Annotated in this window: 24 protein-coding genes; 9 read left to right on the forward strand and 15 right to left on the reverse strand. The window is 66.2% G+C overall.

Annotated features, from left to right (window positions below; genetic code table 11):
- Nucleotides 1–13 precede the first annotated feature (13 nt).
- A complete protein-coding gene (locus QWY79_RS06535) occupies nucleotides 14–931 on the forward strand; it encodes a hydrogen peroxide-inducible genes activator (RefSeq protein ID WP_290271077.1) in 918 nt (305 codons plus the stop codon).
- Nucleotides 928–3,009, forward strand: coding sequence for an ATP-dependent DNA helicase RecG (recG, locus tag QWY79_RS06540; RefSeq protein WP_290271434.1), 2,082 nt, complete (start codon nucleotides 928–930; stop codon nucleotides 3,007–3,009). Before QWY79_RS06535 ends, recG begins: the two co-directional genes overlap by 4 nt.
- A 209-nt stretch (nucleotides 3,010–3,218) precedes the next feature.
- Here the strand turns inward: recG and QWY79_RS06545 are convergent, their stop codons facing one another.
- Entirely contained in the window at nucleotides 3,219–4,100 is an 882-nt protein-coding gene (locus tag QWY79_RS06545) for a LysR family transcriptional regulator (protein WP_290271079.1), read from the reverse strand.
- 89 nt (nucleotides 4,101–4,189) lie between these two features.
- Here QWY79_RS06545 and QWY79_RS06550 point away from each other — a divergent pair, with 89 nt between their 5' ends.
- Together QWY79_RS06550 and QWY79_RS06555 are read left to right on the forward strand one after the other, a co-directional pair.
- Nucleotides 4,190–5,014 (forward strand): NAD(P)H-dependent oxidoreductase, encoded by an 825-nt coding sequence (locus QWY79_RS06550; RefSeq protein ID WP_290271081.1) that lies wholly within the window; start codon nucleotides 4,190–4,192, stop codon nucleotides 5,012–5,014.
- 240 nt (nucleotides 5,015–5,254) lie between these two features.
- Nucleotides 5,255–6,322: a zinc-binding metallopeptidase family protein gene (locus QWY79_RS06555; protein WP_290271083.1), complete on the forward strand. Its 1,068-nt coding sequence runs from the start codon at nucleotides 5,255–5,257 to the stop codon at nucleotides 6,320–6,322.
- A 27-nt stretch (nucleotides 6,323–6,349) separates the two neighbouring features.
- Here QWY79_RS06555 and QWY79_RS06560 read toward each other — a convergent pair whose 3' ends face one another.
- The 6 genes from QWY79_RS06560 to QWY79_RS06585 form a co-directional block, all read right to left on the reverse strand.
- On the reverse strand, nucleotides 6,350–7,345 hold the full coding sequence (locus QWY79_RS06560) for an alpha-E domain-containing protein (protein ID WP_290271085.1): 996 nt from the start codon (nucleotides 7,343–7,345) through the stop codon (nucleotides 6,350–6,352).
- Nucleotides 7,346–7,348: 3 nt separating this feature from the next.
- The gene (locus tag QWY79_RS06565) at nucleotides 7,349–8,803 is read right to left on the reverse strand and encodes a circularly permuted type 2 ATP-grasp protein (protein ID WP_290271088.1); all 1,455 of its coding nucleotides are present in this window, start codon (nucleotides 8,801–8,803) and stop codon (nucleotides 7,349–7,351) included.
- Between the two features lie 330 nt (nucleotides 8,804–9,133).
- A complete protein-coding gene (gene yccS / locus QWY79_RS06570; RefSeq protein ID WP_290271090.1) occupies nucleotides 9,134–11,314 on the reverse strand; it encodes a YccS family putative transporter in 2,181 nt (726 codons plus the stop codon).
- Between the two features lie 207 nt (nucleotides 11,315–11,521).
- Nucleotides 11,522–11,878 (reverse strand): hypothetical protein, encoded by a 357-nt coding sequence (locus tag QWY79_RS06575; protein ID WP_290271092.1) that lies wholly within the window; start codon nucleotides 11,876–11,878, stop codon nucleotides 11,522–11,524.
- A gap of 76 nt (nucleotides 11,879–11,954) precedes the next feature.
- Nucleotides 11,955–12,230: an HU family DNA-binding protein gene (locus QWY79_RS06580; protein ID WP_141321836.1), complete on the reverse strand. Its 276-nt coding sequence runs from the start codon at nucleotides 12,228–12,230 to the stop codon at nucleotides 11,955–11,957.
- Between the two features lie 159 nt (nucleotides 12,231–12,389).
- The gene (locus QWY79_RS06585; RefSeq protein ID WP_290271094.1) at nucleotides 12,390–13,553 is read right to left on the reverse strand and encodes an NAD(P)/FAD-dependent oxidoreductase; all 1,164 of its coding nucleotides are present in this window, start codon (nucleotides 13,551–13,553) and stop codon (nucleotides 12,390–12,392) included.
- A 161-nt stretch (nucleotides 13,554–13,714) separates the two neighbouring features.
- Here QWY79_RS06585 and QWY79_RS06590 point away from each other — a divergent pair, with 161 nt between their 5' ends.
- The 4 genes from QWY79_RS06590 (at nucleotide 13,715) to phoR (ending at nucleotide 17,506) form a co-directional block, all read left to right on the forward strand.
- Nucleotides 13,715–14,194, forward strand: a complete 480-nt coding sequence (locus tag QWY79_RS06590) for a chorismate--pyruvate lyase family protein (protein ID WP_353960362.1) — start codon at nucleotides 13,715–13,717, stop codon at nucleotides 14,192–14,194.
- A gap of 74 nt (nucleotides 14,195–14,268) precedes the next feature.
- Nucleotides 14,269–15,162: a 4-hydroxybenzoate octaprenyltransferase gene (gene ubiA, locus QWY79_RS06595; protein WP_290271099.1), complete on the forward strand. Its 894-nt coding sequence runs from the start codon at nucleotides 14,269–14,271 to the stop codon at nucleotides 15,160–15,162.
- Nucleotides 15,163–15,289: 127 nt separating this feature from the next.
- Nucleotides 15,290–15,979 carry a phosphate regulon transcriptional regulator PhoB gene (gene phoB, locus QWY79_RS06600; RefSeq protein WP_290271100.1) on the forward strand — a complete coding sequence of 230 codons (690 nt, stop codon included), beginning with the start codon at nucleotides 15,290–15,292 and terminating at the stop codon, nucleotides 15,977–15,979.
- A gap of 198 nt (nucleotides 15,980–16,177) precedes the next feature.
- The gene (gene phoR / locus QWY79_RS06605) at nucleotides 16,178–17,506 is read left to right on the forward strand and encodes a phosphate regulon sensor histidine kinase PhoR (RefSeq protein WP_290271102.1); all 1,329 of its coding nucleotides are present in this window, start codon (nucleotides 16,178–16,180) and stop codon (nucleotides 17,504–17,506) included.
- A gap of 155 nt (nucleotides 17,507–17,661) precedes the next feature.
- Here phoR and cysZ read toward each other — a convergent pair whose 3' ends face one another.
- From cysZ to QWY79_RS06635, 6 genes are all read right to left on the reverse strand, one after another.
- Nucleotides 17,662–18,396: a sulfate transporter CysZ gene (cysZ, locus tag QWY79_RS06610; RefSeq protein ID WP_290271104.1), complete on the reverse strand. Its 735-nt coding sequence runs from the start codon at nucleotides 18,394–18,396 to the stop codon at nucleotides 17,662–17,664.
- Nucleotides 18,397–18,478: 82 nt separating this feature from the next.
- Nucleotides 18,479–19,201, reverse strand: coding sequence for a phosphate signaling complex protein PhoU (gene phoU, locus QWY79_RS06615; RefSeq protein WP_290271106.1), 723 nt, complete (start codon nucleotides 19,199–19,201; stop codon nucleotides 18,479–18,481).
- 24 nt (nucleotides 19,202–19,225) lie between these two features.
- Nucleotides 19,226–20,038, reverse strand: coding sequence for a phosphate ABC transporter ATP-binding protein PstB (pstB, locus tag QWY79_RS06620; protein ID WP_290271108.1), 813 nt, complete (start codon nucleotides 20,036–20,038; stop codon nucleotides 19,226–19,228).
- A gap of 118 nt (nucleotides 20,039–20,156) precedes the next feature.
- Nucleotides 20,157–21,707, reverse strand: a complete 1,551-nt coding sequence (gene pstA / locus QWY79_RS06625; RefSeq protein ID WP_290271436.1) for a phosphate ABC transporter permease PstA — start codon at nucleotides 21,705–21,707, stop codon at nucleotides 20,157–20,159.
- Nucleotides 21,707–22,930: an ABC transporter permease subunit gene (locus QWY79_RS06630; protein WP_290271110.1), complete on the reverse strand. Its 1,224-nt coding sequence runs from the start codon at nucleotides 22,928–22,930 to the stop codon at nucleotides 21,707–21,709. Before QWY79_RS06630 ends, pstA begins: the two co-directional genes overlap by 1 nt.
- A gap of 80 nt (nucleotides 22,931–23,010) precedes the next feature.
- Nucleotides 23,011–24,033 (reverse strand): phosphate ABC transporter substrate-binding protein, encoded by a 1,023-nt coding sequence (locus QWY79_RS06635; RefSeq protein ID WP_290271111.1) that lies wholly within the window; start codon nucleotides 24,031–24,033, stop codon nucleotides 23,011–23,013.
- A 182-nt stretch (nucleotides 24,034–24,215) separates the two neighbouring features.
- Here QWY79_RS06635 and QWY79_RS06640 point away from each other — a divergent pair, with 182 nt between their 5' ends.
- Complete coding sequence (locus QWY79_RS06640; protein ID WP_290271113.1) at nucleotides 24,216–24,626, forward strand: acyl-CoA thioesterase; 411 nt, start codon at nucleotides 24,216–24,218, stop codon at nucleotides 24,624–24,626.
- Between the two features lie 4 nt (nucleotides 24,627–24,630).
- Here the strand turns inward: QWY79_RS06640 and QWY79_RS06645 are convergent, their stop codons facing one another.
- Both QWY79_RS06645 and QWY79_RS06650 read right to left on the reverse strand, forming a co-directional pair.
- Nucleotides 24,631–25,737 carry a TRAP transporter substrate-binding protein gene (locus QWY79_RS06645; protein ID WP_290271116.1) on the reverse strand — a complete coding sequence of 369 codons (1,107 nt, stop codon included), beginning with the start codon at nucleotides 25,735–25,737 and terminating at the stop codon, nucleotides 24,631–24,633.
- A gap of 92 nt (nucleotides 25,738–25,829) precedes the next feature.
- A complete protein-coding gene (locus tag QWY79_RS06650) occupies nucleotides 25,830–26,219 on the reverse strand; it encodes a hypothetical protein (RefSeq protein WP_290271118.1) in 390 nt (129 codons plus the stop codon).
- Nucleotides 26,220–26,240 lie beyond the last annotated feature (21 nt).

The raw sequence follows: 26,240 nt of genomic DNA on the forward strand, positions 1-26,240 counted from the left end.
GCCCGGCACCACGATGACACTAACAGAACTCCGCTATATCGTAACCTTGGCCCAGGAGCGCCATTTCGGGCGCGCCGCCGAACAGTGCTTCGTCTCCCAGCCGACGCTGTCGGTGGCCGTGAAAAAGCTCGAGGAAGAGCTCGGCGTGGCCCTGTTCGAACGCTCCAAGTCCACCGTACAGGTCACCCCCCTGGGGGCGCGAATCGTCGAGCAGGCCCAGCGCGTGCTCGAGCAAAGCAGCGTGATCAAGGAACTGGCCACCGCCGGCCGCGACCAGCTGGCCAGCCCGTTGCGCATCGGCGCGATCTATACCATCGGGCCCTATCTGTTCCCGCACCTGGTGCCCGAGCTGACCCGCCAGGCCCCGCAAATGCCGTTGTACATCGAGGAAGGCTTCACCGGCGACCTGCGCCGCAAGCTGCGCAGCGGCGAGCTCGATGCCATCATTGTGGCCCTGCCGTTCACCGAGACGGATGTGGTGACCAAGCCGCTGTATGACGAGCCCTTCGAGGTCCTGCTGCCGGCCGATCATGCCTGGGCCAGCCGCGACACCATTGCCAAGGAAGACCTGCTGGAGGAACGCCTGCTGCTGCTCGGCGAGGGCCACTGCTTCCGCGACCAGATTCTCGAGGCCTGCCCGGCCATCAGCCACAAGCTCAACAGCCCCAACAATACACTGACCGCCGAGGGCGGGTCGCTGGAGACCATTCGCCACATGGTCGCCTCCCGGCTGGGCATCACGGTACTGCCGCACTCAGCCATCGGCCATCACTATGAGCAGGGCCTGCTGACCACGCGCCCCTTCGCCGACCCGGCTCCCGGCCGCACCGTGGCGATCGCATGGCGCGCCAGCTTCCCGCGGCCGCAGGCCATCGATGCGGTGACCCAGGCCATCGCGACATGCCGCAAGACCGAACCGGCCATGGCATGACACAGCTCGACGCCCCTGTCACCAACCTCAAGGGGGTGGGCGAAGCCCTGGCCCTCAAGCTGGCTCGGCTGCGCATCGAGAGCGTGGCCGACCTGCTGTTTCACCTGCCCCTGCGCTATCAGGACCGGACCAGCGTCACGCCCATCGCCACCCTGCGCTCGGGCAGCGAGGCCGTGGTCGAGGGCGAGGTTGCGGCGGCCGAGGTGGTGCGCGGGCGTCGTCGCAGCCTGCTGGTGCGCCTGCGTGACGGCTCGGGCATTCTCAGCCTGCGCTTCTTTCATTTCTCGCCAGCTCAGCAGCAACAGTTTCGCGCCGGGGTACAGGTGCGCGCCTTCGGCGAGGCCCGCGCCGGGGCCACCGGCCTGGAGATCTATCACCCGGAATACCGGCTGCTGAGTGATGCCAACGCCCCGGTGGAAGATCACCTGACGCCCATCTACCCGGCTACCGAGGGCCTCCACCAGACCCGTCTGCGTGCCCTGATCGGTCAGGCGCTGGAGCGCCTGGAGGCCGCCCCCGAGGAGCTCCCGGAATGGCTGCCCGATGAGCTGCGCCAGCGCTTTCAGCTGCCGGCCCTGCACGACTGCCTGAAGACCCTGCACCTGCCCCCGCCGGACGCCGACCCGGAGGCCCTGGCCGAGGGCAAGCACCCGAGCAGCCGGCGCCTGGCCCTCGAGGAACTGCTCGCCCATCAATTGAGCCTGCGCGAGGTGCGCCTGCGCATCCAGCAGGATGGCGCACCGCCGCTGCCGGACGGCCGCGGCCTGCAGGCCCGCTTCCTGACCCAGCTGCCCTTCTCGCTGACCGGGGCCCAGCGCCGCGTGCTCGACGAGATTCGCGCCGACCTGGCCGGCGAAATGCCCATGCTGCGCCTGGTGCAGGGCGACGTGGGCTCCGGCAAGACCGTGGTGGCCGGCATGGCGGCCCTCTCGGCCATCGCCGGCGGCTGCCAGGCGGCGATCATGGCGCCCACCGAGATCCTCGCCGAACAGCATTACCGCGCCTTCCGCGACTGGTTCGAGCCACTCGGCATCGAGGTCGCCTGGCTGGCCGGCAAACTCAAGGGCAAGGCCCGGCTGGATACCAAGGCGGCCATCCAGGACGGTCGGGCACGGATGGTGGTCGGCACCCACGCCATCTTCCAGGGCGATGTGCACTTCCAGCGCCTGGGCCTGGCGATCATCGACGAGCAGCACCGCTTCGGCGTCCACCAGCGCCTGGCCCTGCGCGAGAAAGGCGAAGCCGGCGGCCTGACGCCGCACCAGCTGATCATGACCGCCACGCCGATTCCGCGCACCCTGGCGATGAGCGCCTACGCCGACCTGGATGTCTCGGTGATCGACGAATTACCCCCCGGGCGCACGCCGGTGAAAACCGCCGTGATTCCCGACGAACGTCGCCCCGAGGTGGTCGAGCGCATTCGCCATGCCTGCGACCAGGGCCGACAGGCCTACTGGGTGTGCACCCTGATCGAGGAATCCGAAGCCCTGCAGTGCCAGGCCGCCGAGGCCACCCGCGACGAGCTGGAGGAAGCGCTGTCGGGGCTCAACATCGGCCTGGTGCATGGTCGCATGAAGGCCAGCGAAAAGGCCGAGATCATGGCCGCCTTCAAGGAGGGCGAGCTGGACCTGCTGGTGGCGACCACCGTCATCGAGGTCGGCGTCGACGTACCCAACGCCAGCCTGATGATCATCGAGAACCCCGAGCGCCTGGGACTCTCGCAGCTTCACCAGCTGCGCGGCCGCGTCGGCCGCGGCTCCACCGAGAGCTACTGCCTGCTGCTCTATCATCCACCGCTCTCCGAGACCTCGCGCCAGCGCTTGACGGTGATGCGCGAGACCACCGACGGCTTCCGCATCGCCGAACGCGACCTGGAGATCCGCGGCCCCGGTGAGGTGCTCGGCACCCGCCAGACCGGCCTGGCGCAGATGAAGATCGCCGACCTGGAGCGCGACGCCGACCTGCTGCCCCAGGTCTCGCCCCTGGCCGAGGCACTGCTGGCCAGCCGCCCGGACGCCAGCCAGGCACTGATTCGACGCTGGCTCGGCGAAACCGCCGATCGTTACGGGCAGGTGTAGCCACGAGCGCCGGGGCGACGCCCCGGCTACGAGACACGAGTAACGAGCTGCTAGCAGATTCGAGCCAATTCCAGTGTACTGACCTGATCTCACGGCTCTTGGCTCTTGGCTCGAAGCTTGAAACCCAAAGCATACGAGCGGCGAGATGCGAGATACGAACCCCGAAAACCCAGCTCGTGGCTCGTGGCTCGTGGCTCGTGGCTCGAAGCTTAAAGCTCCGATCCCAGCTCGGGCACCGCTTCCAGCGCCGTGGCCACGAAGCGCATGAAGGTGGTGACGCGCGCTACCCGCCGCAGGTCTGGATGGGTCAGCCCCCACAGTGAGGTGGCCAACTCTGGCACCGTTTCGCCGATTCGCGTCAGGCAGGCATCGCCATCGCCCAGGTAGCAGGGCAGTACCGCCCGCCCCATGCCATCACGTACCGCGATGTACATACCCATCAGGCTGTCGGCCCGGTAGTGGCAATGGCGCTCGACATCCTGCTCGGCCATCCAGCGCTCCAGCGCGCGGTACGTCATGCCCTCGTCAGGCCCCACCCAGGCCGGTGCTTCCCCTTCCTCATCGACCGCATCCCGCGGTGCGTAGACCGCCTGCTCGATACGCCCCAGGCACCGTCCCACCAGGTGTTCGGGCGGCGCGTTCGACGGGCGGATCGCGACGTCGGCCTCACGACGCGAGAGGTCGAATAGCTGGTTGGAAACCGAAACCTCCAGGGCAATCGCCGGGTATTCGCGACGAAACGCTACCAGAATCGGCGACAGCAGTCCGGCCAGCAGGGTATCGGTGGTCGTCAGTCGTAGCGAACCCGAGGGACGCAGATCCCGCCCCACGACGCGTCGCTCGGCCTCCAGGATTTCCGTTTCCATGCGGCCAGCCACCGCCCCCAGATCTTCACCCGCCGGGGTCGGCGCATAGCCGCCGGCCGATCTCTCGAAGAGTCGAACGCCCAGGCGCCGCTCGATGTCCCGCAGGCGTCGAAACACTGTGGCATGGCTCACGCCCAGCGTTCGCGCCGCACCCGACAGACTTCCCGAGCGGCCCACCGCCAGCACGATTCTGAGGTCATCCCATTGCAGAGTCTGTTCATTCATGCAAAACCCATTTTCATACCAAGGGAATACCTGTTCATCATCGCAATGGGCAGTATGGCGCCACAACCATCATCGAGAGGCGTCACACCATGCGAATTCTGATCGTGCACTGCCATCCCGACCCGCATTCCTTCAACGCGGGTCTGACGACCTTGGCGGCTTCGACACTCAGAGCACAAGGCCACGATGTCGAGATTTCCGATCTCTACGCCGATGGGTTCGATCCGGTCGAGGGTCCGGCCCACTATCCACTGCGGGCACAGGCGGACGCCTTCTCGCCACTGACCGAACAGCGTCACGCCAGCGAGACCGGCCGGCTGCCCACCGACGTGCAGCGCGAGATCGCGCGGCTCGAGCGGGCCGAACTGGTGATCTTCCAGTTTCCGCTCTGGTGGCACGCCCAACCTGCCATGCTCAAGGGCTGGATGGATCGCGTTTTCGTCTATGGCGGGCTCTACACCAGCCGGCGGCGCTACGATGAGGGGTACTTCCGCGGCCGTCGCGCCCTCTGCTCGGTCACCACCGGAGGGCCGACTACCACCTTCGGCCAGGGCGGACGCGGCGGCAATATCGACTGGCTGCTGTGGCCGATACACTATTCGCTCTACTACATGGGCTTCGATGTCCTGCCGCCCTTCCTGGCACACGGCATCCAGGGTGGTGGTCCCACCTACCAGAACAGCGAGCGTTTCGCGGCTCAACTGGAAGACGACAAGGCCCGCTGGGTCCAGCGCCTGGCCGGCCTGGACGAGGATCGGCCACTGCCGTTCACCGGCTGGGACGACTGGGACGAACATGGGGCCCTGAAGCCCGGCGTCGAGGGGTTCGACCCCTTCATTCAATCGGGCACAGGTGGCTGGGTGGCAAATCGGGAACGATATCTACAGGGACAAGAGCGGCGGCAACCGGATTGAAAGCAGAGCCGTTTCCCTCTTGGCGGACGGCTGGCGTAAGCTCGTAGCTCGTAGCTCGTAGCTCGTAGCTCGTAGCTCGTAGCTCGTAGCTCGTAGCTCGTAGCTCGTAGCTCGTAGCTCGTAGCTCGTAGCTCGTAGCTCAGCGTATCCGCTTGCTTTTTGCCGGCAATTGCTTATCTATAGAGGCCACTAGTGTCACCAGTGCCGCACCCGGCATAGCTTGCTTCAAGGAACCATCCCATGCGCACCTTCGACTGCCACTGCTGCCAACCGGCCAGCCGGCTTTTCTATGACAACACCCGCTGCCTGGGTTGCGACAGCGAGGTCGGCTGGTGCCCGGTGTGCTGCTCCATCACGGCCCTGCGCCAGGACGATAATGACTGCTATCACTGCACCACCCCCGGCTGCGGTGCGGCGCTGGTGAAGTGCGATAATTACGCCCTGCACGGTATCTGCAACCGGCTGCTGACGCCGGACCAGTACGCCTTCTACGGCGGGCTGTGTGATTGCTGCCGGCACAATCGCGTCATCCCGGACCTGCACGTCGAGGGGCATCGCGAACGCTGGGCGGCCCTGGAGCGCGCCAAGCGACGCCTCGTCTACACCCTGGACCTGATGGGGCTGCCGCACCCTTCGCCCCGGGATGACGCGGCGCTGCCGCTGACCTTCGCCTTCATGGCCGACGCGACGCCGGAGAACAGCTTCGCCCATGCCACCGGCAACGAGCAGAAGGTCTATACCGGGCATCACGAAGGGCACATCACCATCAACCTGATGGAGGCCGACGACGTCGAGCGGGAGCGCCTGCGCGTGGATCTCAACGAGCCTCACCGCACCCTGATTGGCCACTTCCGCCATGAAATCGGCCACTACTACTGGGAGTTGCTGGTCAAGGGGCAGGACGAGGCCGCCTGTCGCGCGGTCTTCGGCGATCATGATGCCGTCGGCTATGGCCAGGCGCTGGAACGCTACTATGAACAGGGGCCGGCGCTGGACTGGTGGGAAAATCACGTCTCGGCCTATGCCACCATGCATCCGTGGGAGGATTTCGCCGAAACCTGGGCGCTCTACTTGAACATGGTGTCGCTGCTCGACACGGCGGACAACTCGGGGCTGCGCCACTCGCCACAGGATGGTGGCATCGACGCCATGATCCTGGCCTTCCAGCAGATCGGCCTGGCCATCAACGAGCTGAACCGCGAAATGGGCCTGCTCGACGCGGTACCGGCGGTGATCACCCCGGCCATTCGCGACAAGCTGGCCTATATCCACGGCCGAGTGACGGACGCCAGCCGGCTACCCGGCTGAGCCCCGGCCGGCGCGCCGCCCGCGCGTTCAGTCCTCCTCGTCATCCAGCGCGGCGGTGGCCGACCCCCGCTCGCTGACCACCGGCCGCGTGTCGACGACAAAATAGGCGCTGGCGATGGCCTCGTGGAGGCGCTGAAAGTGCACCTGAAAGGCATCGATCCGCTCATGCAGTTCGGCCGGAGCGCGCGACAGTGCCTGTACATCCGCTTCGGCAACCTCCGCGCGCGCCAGTGTCGCCGCCGCCAGCGGGCGATGATGACGCGGCAACGCCTCCAGCTCCCAGCTGACTTCCTCCAGGCTGCGCAGCACCGAGCGAGGCAGGCTGTGGCTCTGCAGCAAGAACCTCAGCACATCCGGGCCGCGCACCCTGAGTCGCACTTCCTGGCGATACATCTGGTAGGCGGACAACGACTTGAGCACACTCATCCACTGCAGATGCTCGAAGGGCACCAGCTCGCCGGGGGAGCGCGGCAGCAGGTTGCGCGAGCGCACGTCGATGATGCGCGTGGTCATGTCCGCCCGCTCGACATGCCGCCCCAGGGACAGGAAGGTGCGCGCCAGGCCATGGCTCAGGGTGCCCTCGATCAGGCCATTGAGGGTCTGGCAGGAACGAATCACGCTGTCCAGGAAGGCATCTCGGCGACGCGTGCTGAGTACGTCGTCGCCGAGCTCGGCGACCTCGAGGTAACAGCGATTGACTTCCTCCCACACCTCCCGCGGCACCACATCGCGGGTGGTTCGCAGGTTTTCGCGGGCCTGAGCCAGCGACGACAGGATCGAGCTGTCGTACTCGCGAGAGAGGCACAGGAACTTCATCACATGTCGCTCGCTGCGCGTATCGAAGAGCGCATCGAAGAGGCTCTCGGCGCCCGTGATATCGACCAGTGCCGCCCAGCTCAGCGCCGCCCCACGCGGCATGTCGAGCAGCAGGTTGCTGTTGACGCTGATCAGTCGAGCGGTGTCTTCGGCACGCTCGATGTAGCGCGCCACCCAGTACAGATTTTCGGCGACCCTTGAAAGCATGGTCTATTCCCCCTCCGTCTCGACGATCCAGGTATCCTTGCTGCCTCCGCCCTGGGAGGAATTGACCACCAGCGAGTCCTTGACCAGCGCCACGCGGGTCAGGCCGCCCATGGTCACCTGTGTCTCCGGACCGGAGAGGATGAAGGGGCGCAGATCCACATGCCGCGGCTCCGGCGCCCCCTCGAACAGCGTCGGCGCCGTGGACAGGTCGAGGGTCGGCTGTGCCATGTAATTGCGCGGGTCCTGACGAATCAGCTCGGCAAAGGCCTCGCGCTCTTCGGGCGTCGAACGCGGGCCGATCAACATGCCATAGCCGCCGGACTCATTGGCCGGCTTCACCACCAGCTCATCCAGGTGCTCGAGGACATAGTTGCGATCGTCCTCGAACATGCACAGATAGCTCGGCACATTGGCCAGCAACGGCTCCTCGTTCAGGTAATAGCGGATCAGCTCGGGCACGAAGGTGTAGACCACCTTGTCGTCCGCCACGCCGGCACCCGGGGCATTGGCCAGCGCCACGTTGCCGGCCCGCCAGGCCCGCATGAGCCCCGGCGTGCCGAGCATGGAGTCGGCCCGGAAGGCTTCGGGATCGAGGAACAGATCATCGACACGCCGATAGATCACATCGACCTGCCTGAGACCGTCCACGGTGTGCATATAGACGATGTCATCGGCGCCGACGAGCAGATCGGAGCCCTGCACCAGTTCGACGCCCATCTGCTGCGCCAGGTAGGCATGCTCGTAATAGGCCGAGTTGTAGATACCCGGGGTGAGCACCACGATCTGCGGGTCGACGCCGCTGCGCGGTGACAGGCTGGCCAGCATGTCGTAGAGCTGAGCGGGGTAGTCGTCCACGGGCAGGATGCGCCCGCTCTCGAACAGCTCGGGCAGGATGCGCTTGGTCACGTTGCGGTTCTCGAGCATGTAGGACACGCCCGAGGGCACGCGCAGGTTGTCCTCCAGCACATAGACCTGGCCACTGGCATCGCGCACCAGGTCGGAGCCGCAGATATGCGCCCAGACCCCGCGGGGCGGATCGACACCCACGCACTGCGGCCGGAAGTTGACCGACTGCTCCAGCACCTCGCGGGGCAGCACGCCATCCCGGACGACCTTCTGGTCGTGGTAGAGATCGTCGATGAAGAGGTTGAGCGCATCCACGCGCTGCTTGAGGCCCGCCTCGATGTCTCGCCACTCGTCGGCCGGGATGATGCGCGGCACGATATCGAAGGGCCAGGCGCGGTCGATCGAGCCACCCTCGAAATACACCGTGAAGGTGATGCCCATGGTGCGAATCGCCACCTCGGCCGCCGCCTTGCGCTCGGCCAGCGCCGCCGGCGAGAAGCCTGCCAGGGCATCACACAGCGGTCGCGCCGCCGTCCGCGGAACACCGCTCGAATCCAGCAGCTCATCGTAGAACCGCTGGCCGGGATACTGCTTCCAATCCACGTTGCTCATTGTTGAGGTTCCTCCTTGGATGCCATGGCCGCTTGTTATGGCGCCTTGTTCAAGCCATGGGCGTGCACGCCACATCGAGCGGGCACCCGATCCATCATAGAGACAGCCCAGCGGCAGGGCTATAGCGGGAAGAGGGAAGAGGGAAGAGGGAAGAGGGAAGAGGGAAGAGGGAAGAGGGAAGAGGGAAGAGGGAAGAGGGAAGAGGGAAGAGGGAAGAGGCCAAGCTGGTGCTAGGGTTTGTGGCGTCAAGGGGTTTCTTACCTCTTCAAGGCGCGTAGCGCCGTTCTTCCCTCTTCCTTCTTGAGCGGCGCTAGCCGCGTTCTTCCAGCTTCAAGCTCCCGGTGCGTCCGGTTGACCGATGGAGCAGGCGGCGTGGCGCAGGGGGGCCAGCTGCTGACCGATCAGGGCCAGCTGGGTGCGCAGCAGCTGGGGGTCGTCGCGGGCGGGTTCGGTATCCAGCGCGGCCAGGGCGTCATTCAACCTGGCGTCCTGCTCCTCCAGGGGAGCCTGATCGCGCAGGCCGGCGGCCAGAGCCGCCAGCGAGTCCTCGATGGACTCGGCCGCATGCTCCACCGGGCCGGAGTAGTGTTCCGTGCGCTCATCGCGATGCGCCCCGAGGGCCGAGAGGTAGTTGAGCAGGGTGTGCGAGTGCAGCAGAAAGCGCAGCCCCACATCGGCATCGCGGCGGAACCGCTCGGGCTCCTGCAGCACATTGCCGATCAGGGTCGACAACTCGGCATCGGCATTGTGGGCGTTGCGGCGCGCCAGCCGATAGGTCAGGTCATCGCGCTTGCCATGGCGGTATTGATCGAGGATGGCCTCGAGATAGGCGCGGCTGGCGTCCAGGGTCGTCGCCGCCTGCTGGTGCAGCTGCCGCCCCTGCCAGTCGGGCAGAATCAACAGCACCGCCAGGCCGGCGATGCCCGCGCCCATCAGGGTATCGAACAGGCGCGGCCAGATCAGCCCGAAGCCGTCGCCCACCTGGTTGAAACAGCACAGCACCATCAGGGTAATGAAGGCGGTGGCGAACATGTAACGCCGGCCACGCGCCGCAAAGAAGGCAACGCCGGCCATCACCGCGCAGCCGATCTGCACCAGCGGCGAGGGAAACAGCGTGATCAGGGCCCAGCCCGCCAGCAAGCCGATGATGGTGCCCAGAATGCGTTGCCGCAACAGGCGGCGGGTAGCGCCGAAACTGGGCTGACAGACGAACAGGCTGGTCAGCAGAATCCAGTAGCCCTGGGTGGGATGGATCCAGTGCAGCAGGCCATAACCCGCCACCAGGGTTACGGTCAGGCGCACCGCATGACGAAAGATCGCCGAGCGCGGCGTCAGTTGCCCCAGGACCCGCTCGCGAACGTCGTCCAGGCCGTGCGGGGTGCGGTCATACAACGAGGCATCTTCGTGGGAATCGGGGCCTTCCGGGTGACGGGCACGCCCGAGAATGTCCTGCAGGGTCGTCAGGTTATCGGCCAGCGCACGCAGATGCGGCAGCAGCGACTGCCATTCGCGGCGCGGTTGGGCCCCCAACTGCTCCACCGAGGCGTTGAAATCCTCCAGGGCCATCTCGCTGTGCCCCTGCACGAAGGCGCGATTGAGCAACAGCGAGCGCCCCAGCTCGCGGCACGTCTCGCCCTGTTGCGCCAGCAGGCGCTGGGCGCGAAAGAGGACGTCATGGTGAAAGAAGGCCTGGCTCAGCTCGTGATACGGGTAATGCGTCGAGCTGGCCCGCTCATGGATGTCCTGGGCGATAAAATACAGCCACAGGTAACGGTTCAGCTTGCTGCTGCGGCTCTCCTGGAGACGGCGAAAGATCATCTCCTTGGCCTGATTGAGCGCCGCGACCACACGTCCGTTCTGGCGCGCCAGCTCATAGCGGCGTTGCTCGACATCCAGGTCGCGCCGCGGCTCGAACAGGGTCGACTTGAGCTGCAGATAGCGGCTCAGCTCGCGAAACACGCGGGCCAGCGCATGCTTGAGGGGCTGGCGGGAAAACAGCCGACACCAGATGACCGATATCACGCCGTACCAGGCCGCCCCCGCCACCAGCAGGGCCGGCTCCCGCCAGATATTCTCCAGCGCCGGGGCGGCGCGGTTTTCCAGACTGATCATGGTATAGGTGGCGAGAATCAGGGTCGCCCGCGCGATGGTCGCGTAACGCTGGTTCACCGCCCCCAGCATGGTCAGGCCAAAAGTGCTGACCGCCAGGCCCACGACGAACCAGAGCGGCCTGTTGAACAGCACCTCGACCGACAGGGCGGCCACGGCAAAACAACCCAGCGTGACCAGCAGGGCCCTCCAGCGACCCTGCCAGTGGTCGTCCGTCTCGGACAGCGCACTGGCAATGATGCCCAGAAACAGCGGGATCAGACTGTGCAGCGCCGTGAACCACCAGCACACCAGCACCACACCGGTGAAGGCAATGAAGACGCGCAGACTGTAAGCGAAGGAATCCAGCGCCCAGAGACGACGCAGCGAAAGGAACAGCGATGACAGCGATGACAGCGACATAGGCTCCAGGAAAGCAGTCGGCGAGGCGCAAGCGCCCTGACAATTCAGACTTTAGTATAACGTCTGATGCCGAAATGTCCGAACCCGCCCCTCAACGCTCTGACCGGCCTCTCGCGCCGATGATCGAGGGAATGGTCGTACACCGAGCCTCACCAGGCTCGTCACTCGCGGCGCGCAGCTCGTAGCTCGTAGCTCGTAGCTCGTAGCTCAAATATCGCGCAACAGCTTCTGCAGGCGCGTCAGGTCGCCGGAGTCCCCGACCAGGCGCACACGGCCGTCCATCATGCCGTCGAGAAAGGCTTTCTGGGTGGGTTTACGCAGAATGCGCACTGCCGCCGCCGCGCTCTCGAAACGCAGTTCCAGGTCGAGATCCACCGGTAGCCCCTTGCCGGTCTCGATGCCCTGGGACGACATGCGGTAATGCCGGGCAATGGAGAGATCCTCGGTGGCAATGCCCCAGTCCAGACCACGCATCTCGGTCAGACGTTCACGAAACCTGTCCTTGCGACGCAGGGCGCGCTTGAGCATGACACCCAACAACCATAGCATGATTCGAAGTTTCATGGGGATATCCGAGGCAGAATCGTTCAGGCAGGAAATTCACGGCCCGCCCGTTCAGGCGAGCCGTGCCGGGGCACCATTATTTGGCGACCGCGTCCTTGAGCCCCTTGCCCGGCTTGAAGGCTACCGTCTTGCTGGCCGGAATGGTCAGCGACTCACCGGTCTGCGGGTTCTTGCCGGTACGTGAAGCACGCTCGCGCACCGTGAAGGTTCCAAAGCCGATCAATGACACGTCATTGCCATCGGACACACTACCCGTGATTTCATCGAGAATGACGTTGAGAACCTGACTAGCCTTGTCCTTGGATAGATCAGCACGCTCGGCAATCGCCGCGGCGAGTTCTGGTTTACGCATATAGCCCTCCTTGTTTGACTACAACCGGGGTAACCCCTCCGGCCATCTTATTGTTGACGCGAAATGCAGGACATCCCTCACATTTCAACGCAGCCCGCCGGCCCTGGATCGACGACAGCCGGGCTGGCACGAATCACGCATCGCTGAGCGATGTCGAGACTAGCCTAGCAACGAGGGAGCGATCCGCGCCAGTTCGACTTTCCGACGGACCCGGCTGCCTGTCAACGCAAACCCCATCAAACGTCCGTCCTCATCCTCCGCCAGCGCGCTCAAGTCGCGGCCCTCGCCCTCAATGCGCCACTCGCAGGCCACCCCGTCGGGCGGCGGCAGGGAGACCACCGGCAACAGTGGCGTCTTGACCAGCACCGGCCAGGCGCCGTAGGCCACGGCACTGGGAGAGCCCGCCAGCGTCGCCGCCAGGGCCTTGGCCCCGGCCTGCAGCGGCTGCACGTACATGGCATTGACGCCATCGACACAGGCCACATCGCCCAGGGCGTGGATGCCCGGCGCCGAGGTCGCCAGGTAACGATCGGTCAGGATGCCCTGCGCGGAAACAGCCAGCCCTGCCGCCTCGGCCAGCTGCGTGCGGGGCCTCAGGCCGGTCGCCACCAGCACCAGGTCCGCTTCGAGGTTCGCGCCATCATCCAGGCCAATGGCCACCCCGGCGCGACCGGACTCCAGCTCAACCACGCTGCGGCCGGGGTAGCGGCGCATGCCGGCCTCGCTGAACGCCGCCCCCAGGGCCTCGCCCAGGGCCGGCGGCAGCAGTTGCGGCAGGGGCGTGGCTTCCGGGGCAATCAGGTCGACGGCGTGGTCACCCGCCAACAGGTCATTGGCGTACTCGCAGCCCACCAGGCCGGCCCCCACCACAGCCACTCGCGCCGGCCTGCCGAGGGATGTCAGGGCCGCATGAAAAGCACGGTAGTCATCCAGGTCATTGATGGTGAAGACCCGTCCATCCAGCGTCTGCGGCCAGTCGAGAGGCGGCGTCGGCGCCGCACCGGTGGCCAGCACCAGCTCGTCGTAGGCCAGACGCTCGGCGCCCAGCTGCAGCTCACGTGCCGCCGGGTCGATGGCCTCCACGCGCGTATGGGTGCGCACCACCACCCCCAGGGAATCGGCCACCTCGAGGGCCGACCGGCTGGCCAGGCGCTCCGGCGGCAGGCGCTTGGCGAAGCCCGTGGACAACATGGGCTTGGAGTAGTCATCGCCACTGTCGGCCGTGATCAAGGTGATCGGTCGCTCGGGCTGGTGGGCACGCAGCTGGCGCACCAGGCCCAGGGCGGCCATGCCGGAGCCGATAAGGGTCAGGGGAGCGGTCATGAAATCCTCGTCACACGGCCCGCCAGTCCCATGGCGGGGTAGAAGTTCGAGGCATCATGGTACACTAGCCGCCCCGACGATTTGGACGCGGAGCGCAACTCTTGCCGACAGGCCCATCATTCCAGCCCCGCTGGCGACCCCTGGCCGCCGCTCGCCCGGATATGAGCCCGCCCTGGTGGGAGTGGCTCGCCTCGCAGGATTCCCTGACCGATCGACTGATCGCCGCCGGCCAGCCACGCCGCTTTCGCGTGCGCCTGCTCGATCAGCGCCATGGCCGGCCTCGTCAGGATGAAGCCGAGGCGCTGGGCCTGGGCGAGCACCAGCATGCCTGGCTGCGCGAGGTCGCGCTATGCCTGGACGAGCAGCCCTGGGTGCTGGCACGCTCCGTATCACCGCTCGGCTCGCCGACCGACCAGCACCGACTGGAGTGGCTGGGCGAGCGCTCGCTGGGCAGCTGGCTGTTCGCTCAATCCGACCTGCAGCGCAGCCCCATCGAGGTCTGCGCCGGCGGCGGCCCCTTTGCGGGCGCCCAGGGCCCCTGGGGACGTCGCTCGGTGCTCAGGCATCAGCGCATCACGGTGCTGGTGCAGGAGTTCTTCCAGCAGGCGATGGTGGATGATCTGGCCATGCCTTCGCGTTAGCCTAGGCGCTCCACCCTCAACCCGACGACCCATCCGGCACCGGCAACCGGGGGTCGAGCATACGAGACGACCCGATGGACTCTTCCCTGTTGCGCCCTTCCGGACTGGCCCGCCTACCCGACTTCCTGCAGCTGATGCGGCTCGATCGCCCCATCGGCACCTGGCTGCTGATGTGGCCCACCCTGTGGGCGCTGTGGATGGCCGCACAGGGCGTGCCCGAGCGGGCCACCGTGCTGATCTTCGTCGTCGGCGTCTACCTGATGCGCGCCGCCGGCTGCGTGGTCAACGACTATGCCGACCGCCACTTCGACGGCCACGTCAAGCGCACCCGCCAGCGCCCCCTGGCCACCGGGCGCATCAGCGAGACGGAAGCCAAGGGGTTGTTCGCCACCCTGGTCGTGCTGGCCTTCGCCCTGGTGTGGCTGACCAACCCCTTCACGGTGATGCTCTCGGTCGCCGGGGTCATGCTGGCCTTCATCTACCCCTTCATGAAGCGCTACACCCATCTGCCCCAGGTGTTCCTGGGGGCCGCCTTCTCGTGGAGCATCCCCATGGCCTTCGGCGCGGTGCTGGGCGAAATCCCGGCCGTGGCGTGGTGGCTGGTGGCCGCCAACGTGGCCTGGACCGTGGCCTACGACACCCTGTACGCCATGGTCGACCGCGATGACGACCTGCGCATCGGCATCAAGTCCACCGCCGTGCTGTTCGGCCGCGCCGACAAGCTGATCATCGGCCTGCTGCAGCTGATCACCCTGGGACTGCTGGCCTGGGTCGGCCACGCCCTGGGGCTGGGCGGCTTCTTCTGGCTGGGGCTGGCCGCCATGGCCGCCACCTTCGTCCATCAGCAACGCCTGATCCGCCATCGCGACCGGGATCGCTGCTTCCAGGCCTTTCTCAACAACCACTGGTCGGGCCTGCTGGTCTTCGCCGGTATCGGGCTCTCCTGGTGGCCGCCGCTCGGCGGCTGAAGCGCGCCATCACGCGCCGCAACCGGGCAGAAAAGTGAAGCGCAAGGAGCGCTTGTCACATGATTGTCACAGGGACATGCTGTCATCGTCACCAAGTTGTCACTGACCTTGACCATGAGGCCCCGGGATGAGCGACAAGACCGTACTGATTGTCGATGACGAAGCGCCGATCCGCGAGATGATCGCCGTGGCGCTGGAAATGGCCGACTACCACGTCCTCGAGGCGGACAACGCCCAGAGTGCCCACGCGCTCATCGTCGACCATCAGCCCGACCTGGTGCTGCTCGACTGGATGATGCCCGGTACCAGCGGTATCGAGCTGGCACGCCGACTGAAGCGTGATGAAGCCACGGCCGAGCTGCCGATCATCATGCTCACCGCCAAGACCGAGGAAGACAACAAGATCCAGGGCCTGGAATCCGGGGCGGATGATTACATCACCAAGCCGTTCTCGCCGCGCGAACTGGTCGCCCGCCTCAAGGCGGTCCTGCGCCGCTCCACCCCGCATGGGGTCGAGGATCCGGTGGAAGTCGATGGCCTGCTGCTCGACCCCGTCAGCCACCGGGTCAGCGTCGACGGCCAATCGCTGGAGGTCGGCCCGACCGAATACCGCCTGCTGCAATTCTTCATGACCCATCAGGAACGCGCCTACACGCGCGGTCAGCTGCTCGATCAGGTCTGGGGCGGCAACGTCTATGTCGAGGAGCGCACCGTGGACGTGCACATCCGCCGTCTGCGCAAGGCGCTGGGCGACCCCTATCAGCAACTGATCCAGACCGTGCGCGGCACCGGCTATCGCTTTTCTGCCAAGGGCTGAGAGCGCCCGGGCCGTGCCGCCGGGTCGCAGGCAGGCTAGAGTAAGGGGCAGGCGGCCTGGGCTCCCCGGCCGCTGATGCGCCCGATCGGGAGCCGGGCGATATCGACCAGCCAGACAGGATTCAGAGGCCCAGATGCGCATGCTGCACACGACCTCGACGCCTCGGGGCAACACGCATTATCCACAGGCGGTTCCGGCGTGAAGCGGCTGTGGAAAAAAGAACTCTGGCGCCTGGTGGGCCTGACCGCCCTGGGCGGCGTACTCGGCTGGCCGTTCTCCGCCATCGGCATCGGGGTGGCCATTGCTCTGGGCCTGCAGCTGGCGTATCAGCTGCGCCAGCTCAGCGCCCTGCACGACTGGCTGGCCAACCATCCCCATGAAGAGCCGCCCGCCGCCAGCGGCCTGTGGGGCGAGCTGTTCGACCGTTTGTATCGCTACCAGAAGGGCCAGCGCATCACCCAGCGGCGACTGCGCGACACCCTGAGCCGCATCCAGGAATCCTCCGAGGCCATGCGCGACAGCGTGGTCATGCTCGATCGCCACGGCGACATGGAATGGTGGAACAGTGCCGCCGAGCGCATGCTGGGCCTCAAGCCGGCGCATGATCGTGGCCAGCACATCACCAACCTGCTGCGCGATCCCAGCTTCGTCGACTACTTTCAGGCGCGTGAATATCGCGAACCCCTGACGATGACCTCGCCGATCGACGAGCAGATGATCCTGCAGTTCCAGATCACCCTGTATGGCGACGACGAGCGCCTGGTGATGGCCCGCGACATCACGCGCCTGCACCGCCTGGAGCAGATGCGCCGCGACTTCGTGGCCAATGTCTCGCATGAACTGCGCACCCCGCTGACGGTACTCAGCGGCTATCTGGAAACCTACAGCGGCATGACCGACCAGTTGCCCGGCCGCATGTCACGCGGCATCGAGCAGATGCGCGGCCAGACCACCCGCATGCAGAACCTGGTCAACGACCTGCTGCTGCTGTCACGGCTGGAGATCGACCAGGGCGGCCAGGACGACGCCCCGCTGGAGCTGGCCAGCATGATGGACAACATCCGCCGCGATGCCGAAGCCCTGTCCAGCGGCAGCCAGCACTTCGAGGTCATCATCGACGAGGCGCGTCGCCTGGTGGGCAGCGAAAAGGAAATCCACAGCGCCCTCTCCAACCTGGTCTTCAACGCCGTGCGCTATGCCGGCGAGGATCGCCACATCACGCTGCGCTGGGCCAGTCACGCCGACGGCGCCTGCCTGGAAGTCGCGGATGACGGCGAGGGCATCGACCCCCACCATATCCCGCGTCTCACCGAGCGCTTCTACCGCGTCGACAAGGGCCGCAGCACCGCCACCGGCGGCACCGGCCTGGGGCTGGCCATCGTCAAGCACGTGCTGCTGCGCCACCAGGCCTGGCTCGAGATCGACTCGCACCCCGGCGCCGGCGCCACCTTCCGCTGCGTCTTCCCGCGCGAGCGCCTCGCCAGCGCCCAGAGCGAGATACCGGCCGCGCTGACCACCAGCGACTAGGCAATGTCTGAAAACTGCCTGTGCTCGGCTATACGACGTTGAAAATCTGCTCGCGCGCGAGTCCGATCAAATTGCTCATTTACTCCTTGTAAACTCCGCATTTTCACAGCTTTTCGCCTTGTCTAACCTTCGCTCGTCGACTTTTCAGACAGTGCCTAGCGCGAGGCGGTCACTGGCGTCAGGTCACGATAGTGGCGATCCCACATCAGCACCGCCGCCGCCACGGCCCCCGGCAGCAGAAACAGGTTGGCCAGCGGCACCCAGGTGATCAGCATCACCCAGCCGCCATACGTCAGCGTCGGCCAGCGCCGGGTCGCCAGGCGTCGCCGCATGTCGGCGAAGCTGACCTTGTTGTTGTCCATGGGATAGTCGAGATAGGTGATGGCCATGGTCCAGGCCGAGAACGCCGCCCACAGGACCGGCGCCATCAGGTTGATCACCGGAATCCAGCTGATCACGAACAGCAACAGCATGCGTGGCAGGATATAGCCCAGCTTGACCAGCTCGCGGCCCAGCGCATCGAGAGCCGTGCGCACCAGGCCACGGTCGTCCAGCGGGGCACGACCGGTCACCTCGATCTCGACCTTCTCGGCCAGAAAGCCGTAGAAGGGCGCGGCGATCAGGTGCGTCACCAGGGTGAAGGTGAAGAACACGATCACCACCAGGCTGATCACGAACAGCGGCCAGATCAGCCACGAAAGCCAGTCGAGCCAGCCCGGCACCATGGCCATCCAGCCATCCAGCCAGCCGCCGAAATGGCTCAGCACATAGCTCAGCATGCCGGCATAGACCAGCAGGTTGGCCAGGATCGGCAGAAACACATAGCGGCGCAGGCCGCGCGAATAGACCAGCCGGGTCCCCTGCGACAGCGCCGTCAAGGCATTCAGCATCGGTGTAAATCCTCCTCACGACGAAACAGGCCGTCGCTCCCGGCGACGGCCTGTTCGGGTAGACCTCTCGGCGCCACGCCTGTCAGCGGTCGCCGACTTCCTCGTCGAGATCATCCGGATCCGTGTGGCGGATGTCGAGCCCCTTGACCAGATACACCACATATTCGGCCAGGTTGTTGGCATGATCGCCGACGCGCTCCAGGGCGCGCAGGATCCACATGATGCCGAGCACCGGCGAGATCGAGCGGGCATCCTCCATCATGAAGGTCATCAGCGAGCGCATGGCCGACTGATACTCGCTGTCGACCTTCTGGTCCTCCTCGACGATCTGCAGGGCGAGATCGGTATCGAAGCGGGCGAAGGAGGTCAGCGAATCACGCATCATGCGCCGCACATGCTCGCTGATGATGCGAACCTCGACGAAACCGCGGCTGCCCGAGTCATTCTCGATCAGCTCGATGGCGTTGCGGGCGATCTTGCTGGCCTCGTCGCCGATACGCTCCAGGTCGGAAGCGGCACGGATCACCGCCAGCACCAGACGCAGATCGGACGCAGCCGGCTGACGCCGCGCCAGCACCCGGGTGCACTCGTCATCGATCTTGATCTGCATGTCATTGACGGCGCGATCATTGTCGACGACACGCTCGGCCAGCGAGGAGTCGGCGTCGAGCAGGGAATTCACCGCGTCCTGTACCTGCTTCTCGACCAGGCCGCCCATGGCCATCAGGTGGGTCTTGAGTTCCTCGAGTTCGTGATTGAACTGACGAGAGATATGCTGACTGTGAATGTCACTGGTGATGTCCATCAGACTCTCCTCGGGACGGGCTCATCAGGCCATGCGTCCGGTGATGTAATTCTCGGTTCGCGCCAGGCGCGGATTGGTGAACAGGGTATCGGTGGGACCGTACTCCACCAGCTCGCCATCCTGCAGAAAGGCGGTGTAGTCCGAGACGCGCGCCGCCTGCTGCATGTTGTGGGTGACCAGCACCAGCGTCAGTGTCGACTTCAGGTTGCGGATCAACTCCTCGACCTTGAGCGACGAAATCGGATCCAGCGCCGAGGCCGGCTCATCGAGCAGCAACACCTCGGGACCCACCGCCAGGGTGCGCGCGATGACCAGGCGTTGTTGCTGGCCACCGGACAACGACCAAGCGGACGCCCGCAGACGGTCCTTCACCTCATCCCACAGGGCGGCCGAGCGCAGCGCCCACTCGACCACGTCATCCACCCGCCGCTTGGGCATGCGTCCTTGCAGTCGCAGCCCGAAGGCCACGTTGTCGTAGATCGACATGGGAAAGGGGTTGGGCACCTGGAAGACCATGCCCACCCGGCGCCGCAGCTCGGCCACCATCATCTCGGGGGCGTGAATGTCCTGGCCCTCGAGATGGATGCTGCCTTCGCGTGACACCGACTCATTCAGGTCATGCAGACGATTCAGCGCGCGCAGCAGCGTCGACTTGCCGCACCCCGAGGGGCCGATGAAGGCCGTCACCCGATGGCGCGGCACCCGCAATGTCAGGTTGCTCAACGCCGGCTTGTCGCCATAGCGCAGGGCGAAATCGCGCACCTCCAGGCTCGAGGCCTGCGCGCTGAAATCGATCAGAGCGCCCGACGTGGAAGGCGTATGCTGCATGACCGTCATGAACCCTTTCCCGTAAGCACCAGGGCACTGCCTGGAGGAAAAAACCACGCCACCCGCACCGCTTCGAGCGCCCGTTCAGGCAATTGCCTGGGCCGATGGTGGGTGACCGCTTTTCTCACTAGTCCGGCAGTGTACCGTGACGCCCTCTCAAATAATGGCGCAAGAATATTGCAGTCAGGTTAAGCACCAGAATCACCACTACCAATAATAGCGCCGTGGCATAGATCAGCGGCATGGCGGCCTGGACATCACCACTGTGAAAGGCGGCATCGAAGATGTGATACCCCAGATGCATGAACTTTCTATCAAGATGCAGAAAGGGGAACTCGCCGTCCAGCGGTACCTGAGGCGCCAGCTTGGCCACCCCCACCAGCATCAGCGGCGCGACTTCGCCTGCCGCGCGCGCCACGGCCAGGATCACCCCGGTCAGCATGGCCGGCATGGCCATGGGCAGCACCACCCTCCACAGCATCTCGGTGCGCGTCGCGCCCAGCGCCAGCGCCCCCTCGCGCTGGCTCTCCGGAATCCGCGCCAGGCCTTCCTCGGTGGCCACGATCACCACCGGCAGGGTCAACAGGGCCAGCGTCAGCGAGGCCCACAACAAGCCGCCCGTGCCGAAGGTCGGCGACGGCAGGCTGGAGGAAAAGAACCAGTCATCCAGATGGCCGCCGATGCCATAGACGAAGACCCCCAGCCCGAACACGCCATAGACGATCGACGGCACCCCGGCCAGGTTGCGGACCCCGATGCGCACCCAGCGGATCAAGCGCCCCTGATGGGCCACCTCGTTGAGATAGACCGCCGCCAGCACGCCGAAGGGCATGACGAAGATCGACATCAGCACCACCATCAACACCGTGCCGAAGATCGCCGGCCACACGCCGCCCGCCGTGTTGGCGGCGCGCGGGCCCTCGGAGAGAAAGCGCCAGACGCCCCGGCCCCAGGTCGCCAGTTTGTCCACCGGCCCCATGGCATTGGGCTGGAGCGCGCGCACCACCTCCGTCAGCGGCTGACGCCGCTCGCCGCCGCTCACGTCTTCCAGCACCAGGGTGTCATCGGGCAACGCCGCCTGCCGCGCATTGACCTGCGACTGGGCGCTGGCCAATGCCGCTCGGTCCTCGGCCGTGGCCTGGCCGGCCTCGACACGCCGCACCAGGGGCTGAATGGTCTCCTCGCGGAGCCGGGCGATCTGTCGGCGCCCGTCTTCCACCACCGCCAGCCGCTCCTTCAGGGCCGGCCAGGCCGCGTCACCGCTGAGACGCTCGCCGGAAGCCGTGTCGATGGCCACCAGGCGCCCGATGAACTCGCCCCAGCGCCGTCGCTCCAGCACCACCAGGTCCTCCGGGTGCGCGATGCCCTGGATCCGCTCGAGCGCTACCCACTCCCAGATATCGCCGTCGACATCACGATTGCCGACGCGATACAGGCGTTCGCGCGCCTCCTGGCCGGGCAACGGCGCCTCCTTCACCGCGCGCCCCGCCAGCTGGCGACCATCGTCGAGGGTCACCAGGGCCACATCCGCCGGCCAGAAGTGCCCCAGGCCACGCACCGCCAGCAGCCCCAACAGCAGGGCCAACAGGGCCAGGGACGTCGCCACGCTGCCGGCGGCCAGCCAGGCCCAGGGGCCTTCCCCGGCCGACTTGCGCTTCGAACGCTGCCAGGGATGCATCACGCCAGACCCTCCATGCGCCGATAGCGGCGCCGCAAGCGCGCGCGCACCACTTCCGCCAGGGTGTTCACGCAGAAGGTAAAGGCAAACAGCAGCAGGGCCGCCAGCAGCAACAGACGATAATGCGTGCCGCCCGGGGCGGCCTCGGGCAGTTCGATGGCGATGCTCGCGGCCATCGAGCGCAGGCCATCCAGCGGGTTGGCGGTCATCAGCGCGGTATTGCCACTCGCCATCAGCACGATCATGGTCTCGCCCACCGCTCGGCCGGCGCCGATCATCACCGCCGACAGCACCCCCGGCCCGGCCGCCGGCAGCACCACCTTCCACAGCGTCTGCCAGCGCGTCGCGCCCAGCGCCTCGGCCCCTTCGACCAGGTTGCCGGGCACGCCCGACAGGGCATCCTCGGCCAGTGCATAGATGCTCGGCATCACCGCGAAGCCCATCGCCATGCCGACAATGATGGCATTGCGATTGGCGTATTCGAGCCCCAGGTGAACTTCCAGCCAGGTGCGCAGGCTGCCGCCGAACCACCAGGCCTCGAGCAGCGGCGCCAGCCACACGGCCAGCCCCCAAATCACCAGCAACCAGGGCATCAGCCAGACGGCCGCCCAGCCCATCGGCAGGCGCTGGTGCAGCCGGCCTCCCAGGCGCGACCAGAGCCCGCCGGCCAGCAGCACGCCCGGCGGCAACAGGATCAGCAGCGCCGCCCCCAGCGCCAGATGGTTATCGAGCCAGGGCGCCAGCACCAGCCCGGCCACGAAGCCGATAACCACGCCCGGCATGGCCTCCATCAACTCCAGGGTCGGGCGCAGACGGGCGCGCAGCCGCGGCGACATGAACAACGCCGAGTGCGCCGCCGCCCCCAGGGCCAACGGCACCGCGATCACCAGCGACCAGGCGGCCGCCTCCAGGGTGCCCCAGACCAGTGGCAGCATGCCGAAGCGTGGCTCGCCGCCGCCCTCGGGCAAGGCCGGCTGCCAGCGATGCACCGGCGCCTCGAGCCCCGTGTAGGGCTGGGGCAACCAGAGAGCCTGCAGATCGATGCGCGGGGTGTCCGCCGACGACCAGAACAAGGGCAGCACTTCCACCGCCAGGAAGATGCCGATCGCCATGACCGCCACGATCACGCCGATACCGCCCGCCGTGATCAAGGCCGTGGCCAGGCGATCACGCGTCTGGCGCACGGAGCGGCGCAAGGGGGGCGTTGAGGCGGAATCGGACATGCAGCAACCAGTGTGAAACGAGGGCAATAGCGGAAAAATACGACACTATCATGACAGTGACATGACAGTGCCGCCCGGTATCAGGGTTGCACGGCGGGCAGCGCCTCGAGCCCGAGCTGTCGTCGCTGGCGATTGAGTTCCTCGCGCGGCAGCGCGACGAAGCCCAGCTCCTCGGCGACTGCCTGCCCTGCGGGCGAGAGTACCAGATCGATGAAGGCCCGCTCGACGGCCGGCAGGGATTCACCGGGCGGGCGATTGACGTAGAGCCGCAGGTCGCGTGAAAAGGGATAGTCGCCGCGTCGCACGGCTTCAGGCTGCGGGCGGTGCTCGACGCCCTGAGCATCGCGCAGGGCCAGGGTCTTCACCCCCGGCGTCAGGTGATTGAGGCCGGCATACCCGATCGCCCGCGGATCGGCACTGACGGCCGACACCACCGCCGCCGACCCCGGATGCTCCCTGACCTGCGGGCGGAAGGCCCCATTGCACAACGCCTCGCGACGGAACAGCTCATGGGTGCCCGAGACGGCATTGCGGCCATGCGGGGCGATCAGCCCCTGAAGGGTCCCGTCGAGCAACGACGACCAGCGCCGCAACCCGGCCTCGCCGCCGCAGCGCCGGGTCTCGGAGAAGATTGCATCCAGTTCGGCAAGGCTCAGGCTGGCCAGCGGGTTATGGCGATGCACCACGACCACCAGAGCATCCCGCGCCACCACCAGTGACTCGACCGGGTAGCCATGACGCCGCTCGAAGGCCACCCGCTCGTCGTCGGTCATCGGCCGCGACATCGGCCCCAGCAGGGTCGTACCGGCCGTCAGCGCCGGTGGCGCACTGGCCGAGCCACTGGCCTTGAGCTGCAGCCGCATGCCCGGATGTTCGCGAGCCAGGTGCTCGCCCCAGCGCAGCATCAGCCCGGCCATGGTGTCGGACCCCACCGTGCCCAGGGTGCCCACCGGCTCTTCCGCCCCCGCGCGGCCCGCCTCGGTGTCGTGCGCCAACACGGGCGACGCGCCGACCATGCTCAGCAACAGCAGGCACATGCCCAGACAGACGGGAATGGCGCGCTTGCGAATGGTCTGACCCTGAACGGCAGTGGCTGCCGGCATGGAACCTCCGAGATTTCCGACGCACTGCGCCATGCTGTCGTGAATCGCCCATGACGGCCGCCGGACGATACGCTGTTCCAGCGCGGCACGCGGGTCAGTCCGCCACGTCAGCCGATGAAAGGTGGCGACAGCCACCGCTTGCCCTCTATCATGACCCGCTAAACAACAAGCAGGCAGCCCCCATGAGCGAACTCGACGACATCCCGGCACCGCGCGGCCAACTGGCCCTCAAGCTGGTCGCCAACCGCCAGGACACCAACTTCCATGGCGACATCCCCGGCGGCTGGCTGGTCAGCCAGATGGACCAGGCCGCCGAGCTGACCGCCAGCCGCGAGGCCCATGGCCGCACCGCCACCGTCGCCATCGAGGCCATGGACTTCCTGTGCCCGGTACGTGTGGGCTCGGTGGTCAACATCTTCACCGCCATCGGCGAAATCGGCCACAGCTCGATCAAGCTCGATGTCGAGGTATGGAGCCGCTCGCCCATGGAACGCAACCCCGATGAGCTGCACAAGGTCACCGAGGCACGTTTCGTGCTGGTCGCCCTGGACGACAACGGCCGCATCCGCGCCGTGCGCCAGAACGAGAGCTGATCGATCAGCTCTCGCCGAGCTGCCGCTCGCGCGCCTTCAGATAGGCAAACTCGCCGACATCAGTGAAGGGGCGCACCTTCTGCTGGAAGTCGCGGTAGGACTCGTAGATCCGGCGCGACGCCTCATCGCTCTCGACCTGCTTCTGCAGCACGTCCCGCGACGACTCCAGCAGAGCCGACATCACGTCCTCGGGGAATTCGCGCAGCTTGACGCCATGCTCATCGACCAGCGTCTTCAGCGCCTCGGCATTGCGTAGCTGGAACTCGCTGATCATCGCCAGATTGGAAGCCCGCGCCGCCTCGGTGACCACCGCCTTGAGATCATCCGGCAGCGCCTTCCAGGCATCCAGATTGACGGTCCCCTCGAGGATGGCGCTGGGCTCGTTCCACGCCGAGGTATAGTAGTAGTCCGCCACCTGATGCAGGCCGAAGGCCAGATCGTTGTAGGGCCCGACCCAGTCGGCGGCATCCAGCACCCCGGTCTGCAGGGAGGTGAAGATCTCGCTGCCGGGCGTGGTCATGGTGGTCACGCCGATGCCGCTCATCGCCTCGCCGGCCAGCCCGGGCAGGCGCAGCTTGAGGCCCTGCATGTCGTCCAGCGACTTGATTTCCTTCTTGAACCAGCCCGCCATCTGGGTGCCGGTGTTGCCCACCGCAAAGGGCTTGAGATTGTGCTCTGCGTAGACCTCGTCCCACAGCGTCTGACCATCGCCATGGTAGAGCCAGGCATTGGTCTCGGTGGTGGTCATGCCGAAGGGCACGGCGGTAAAGAACTGCGCCGCCGCCACCTTGCCGCGCCAGTAGTAGGACGCCGAATGCCCCATCTCGGCCGTGCCGGCGGACACCGCATCGAAGACCTCCATGGCCGGCACCATCTCGCCCGCCCCATGCACCTTGACCTTCATGCGCCCGCCCGACATGCGCTCGATACGCGCCGCCAGATCATTGGCCCCGGTGCCCAGCGCCGGGAAATTCTTCGGCCAGGAGGTCACCATGTTCCAGGTGATCGTCTCCTGGGCAGAGGCAGTGGAAATGAAGGGCGCGGCCACGGCACCCGCCGTGCCGGCACCCAGCGTCTTGAGACTGGTCTTGAGAAAATTGCGACGCTCCATGGCGAAGGCGACTCCGTATCGTAATTTTTCATCCTGCCCGCAAGCAGCGTGTCCACGAGGCAGTATGCGCGAAAGGCAAATTCATCGGCAACTCAGGGCGCGCGCTCCAGTTCGATGTCAAGCGGAGCGCGAAGCGAGCGCTTCGGCTTGCCCAGCACCTGAACGCCCAGGGCCGTGAAAAAGATCACCGCAAACACAGTCGTCGGAATCTTGCCGAAGAAATGCAACGCCAGGGCACCGAGGATCACCGGCACCGTGACCATCACGATACGCGAATACTTGCGGACCGCCTCTTCCATCCGACCCAGATGCCGGGCCAGCGCTTCGCGCGACTCGCCTGCCACCAGATCATCCACGCCACACTTGGGGCACGCGGCGGTCTGGTCACTCAACAACCGCTGCGCGTGACGGTGCCGCAAGCCAACCTGCTGCTCACAGGCCGGGCAGATGTAAGTTGCCACCTTGATACCGGCGTCTTTCATGTTGGGCCTATTCACTCTGAA

The sequence above is a fragment of the Halomonas sabkhae genome (assembly GCF_030409265.1).
Lineage (GTDB): Bacteria > Pseudomonadota > Gammaproteobacteria > Pseudomonadales > Halomonadaceae > Halomonas > Halomonas halmophila.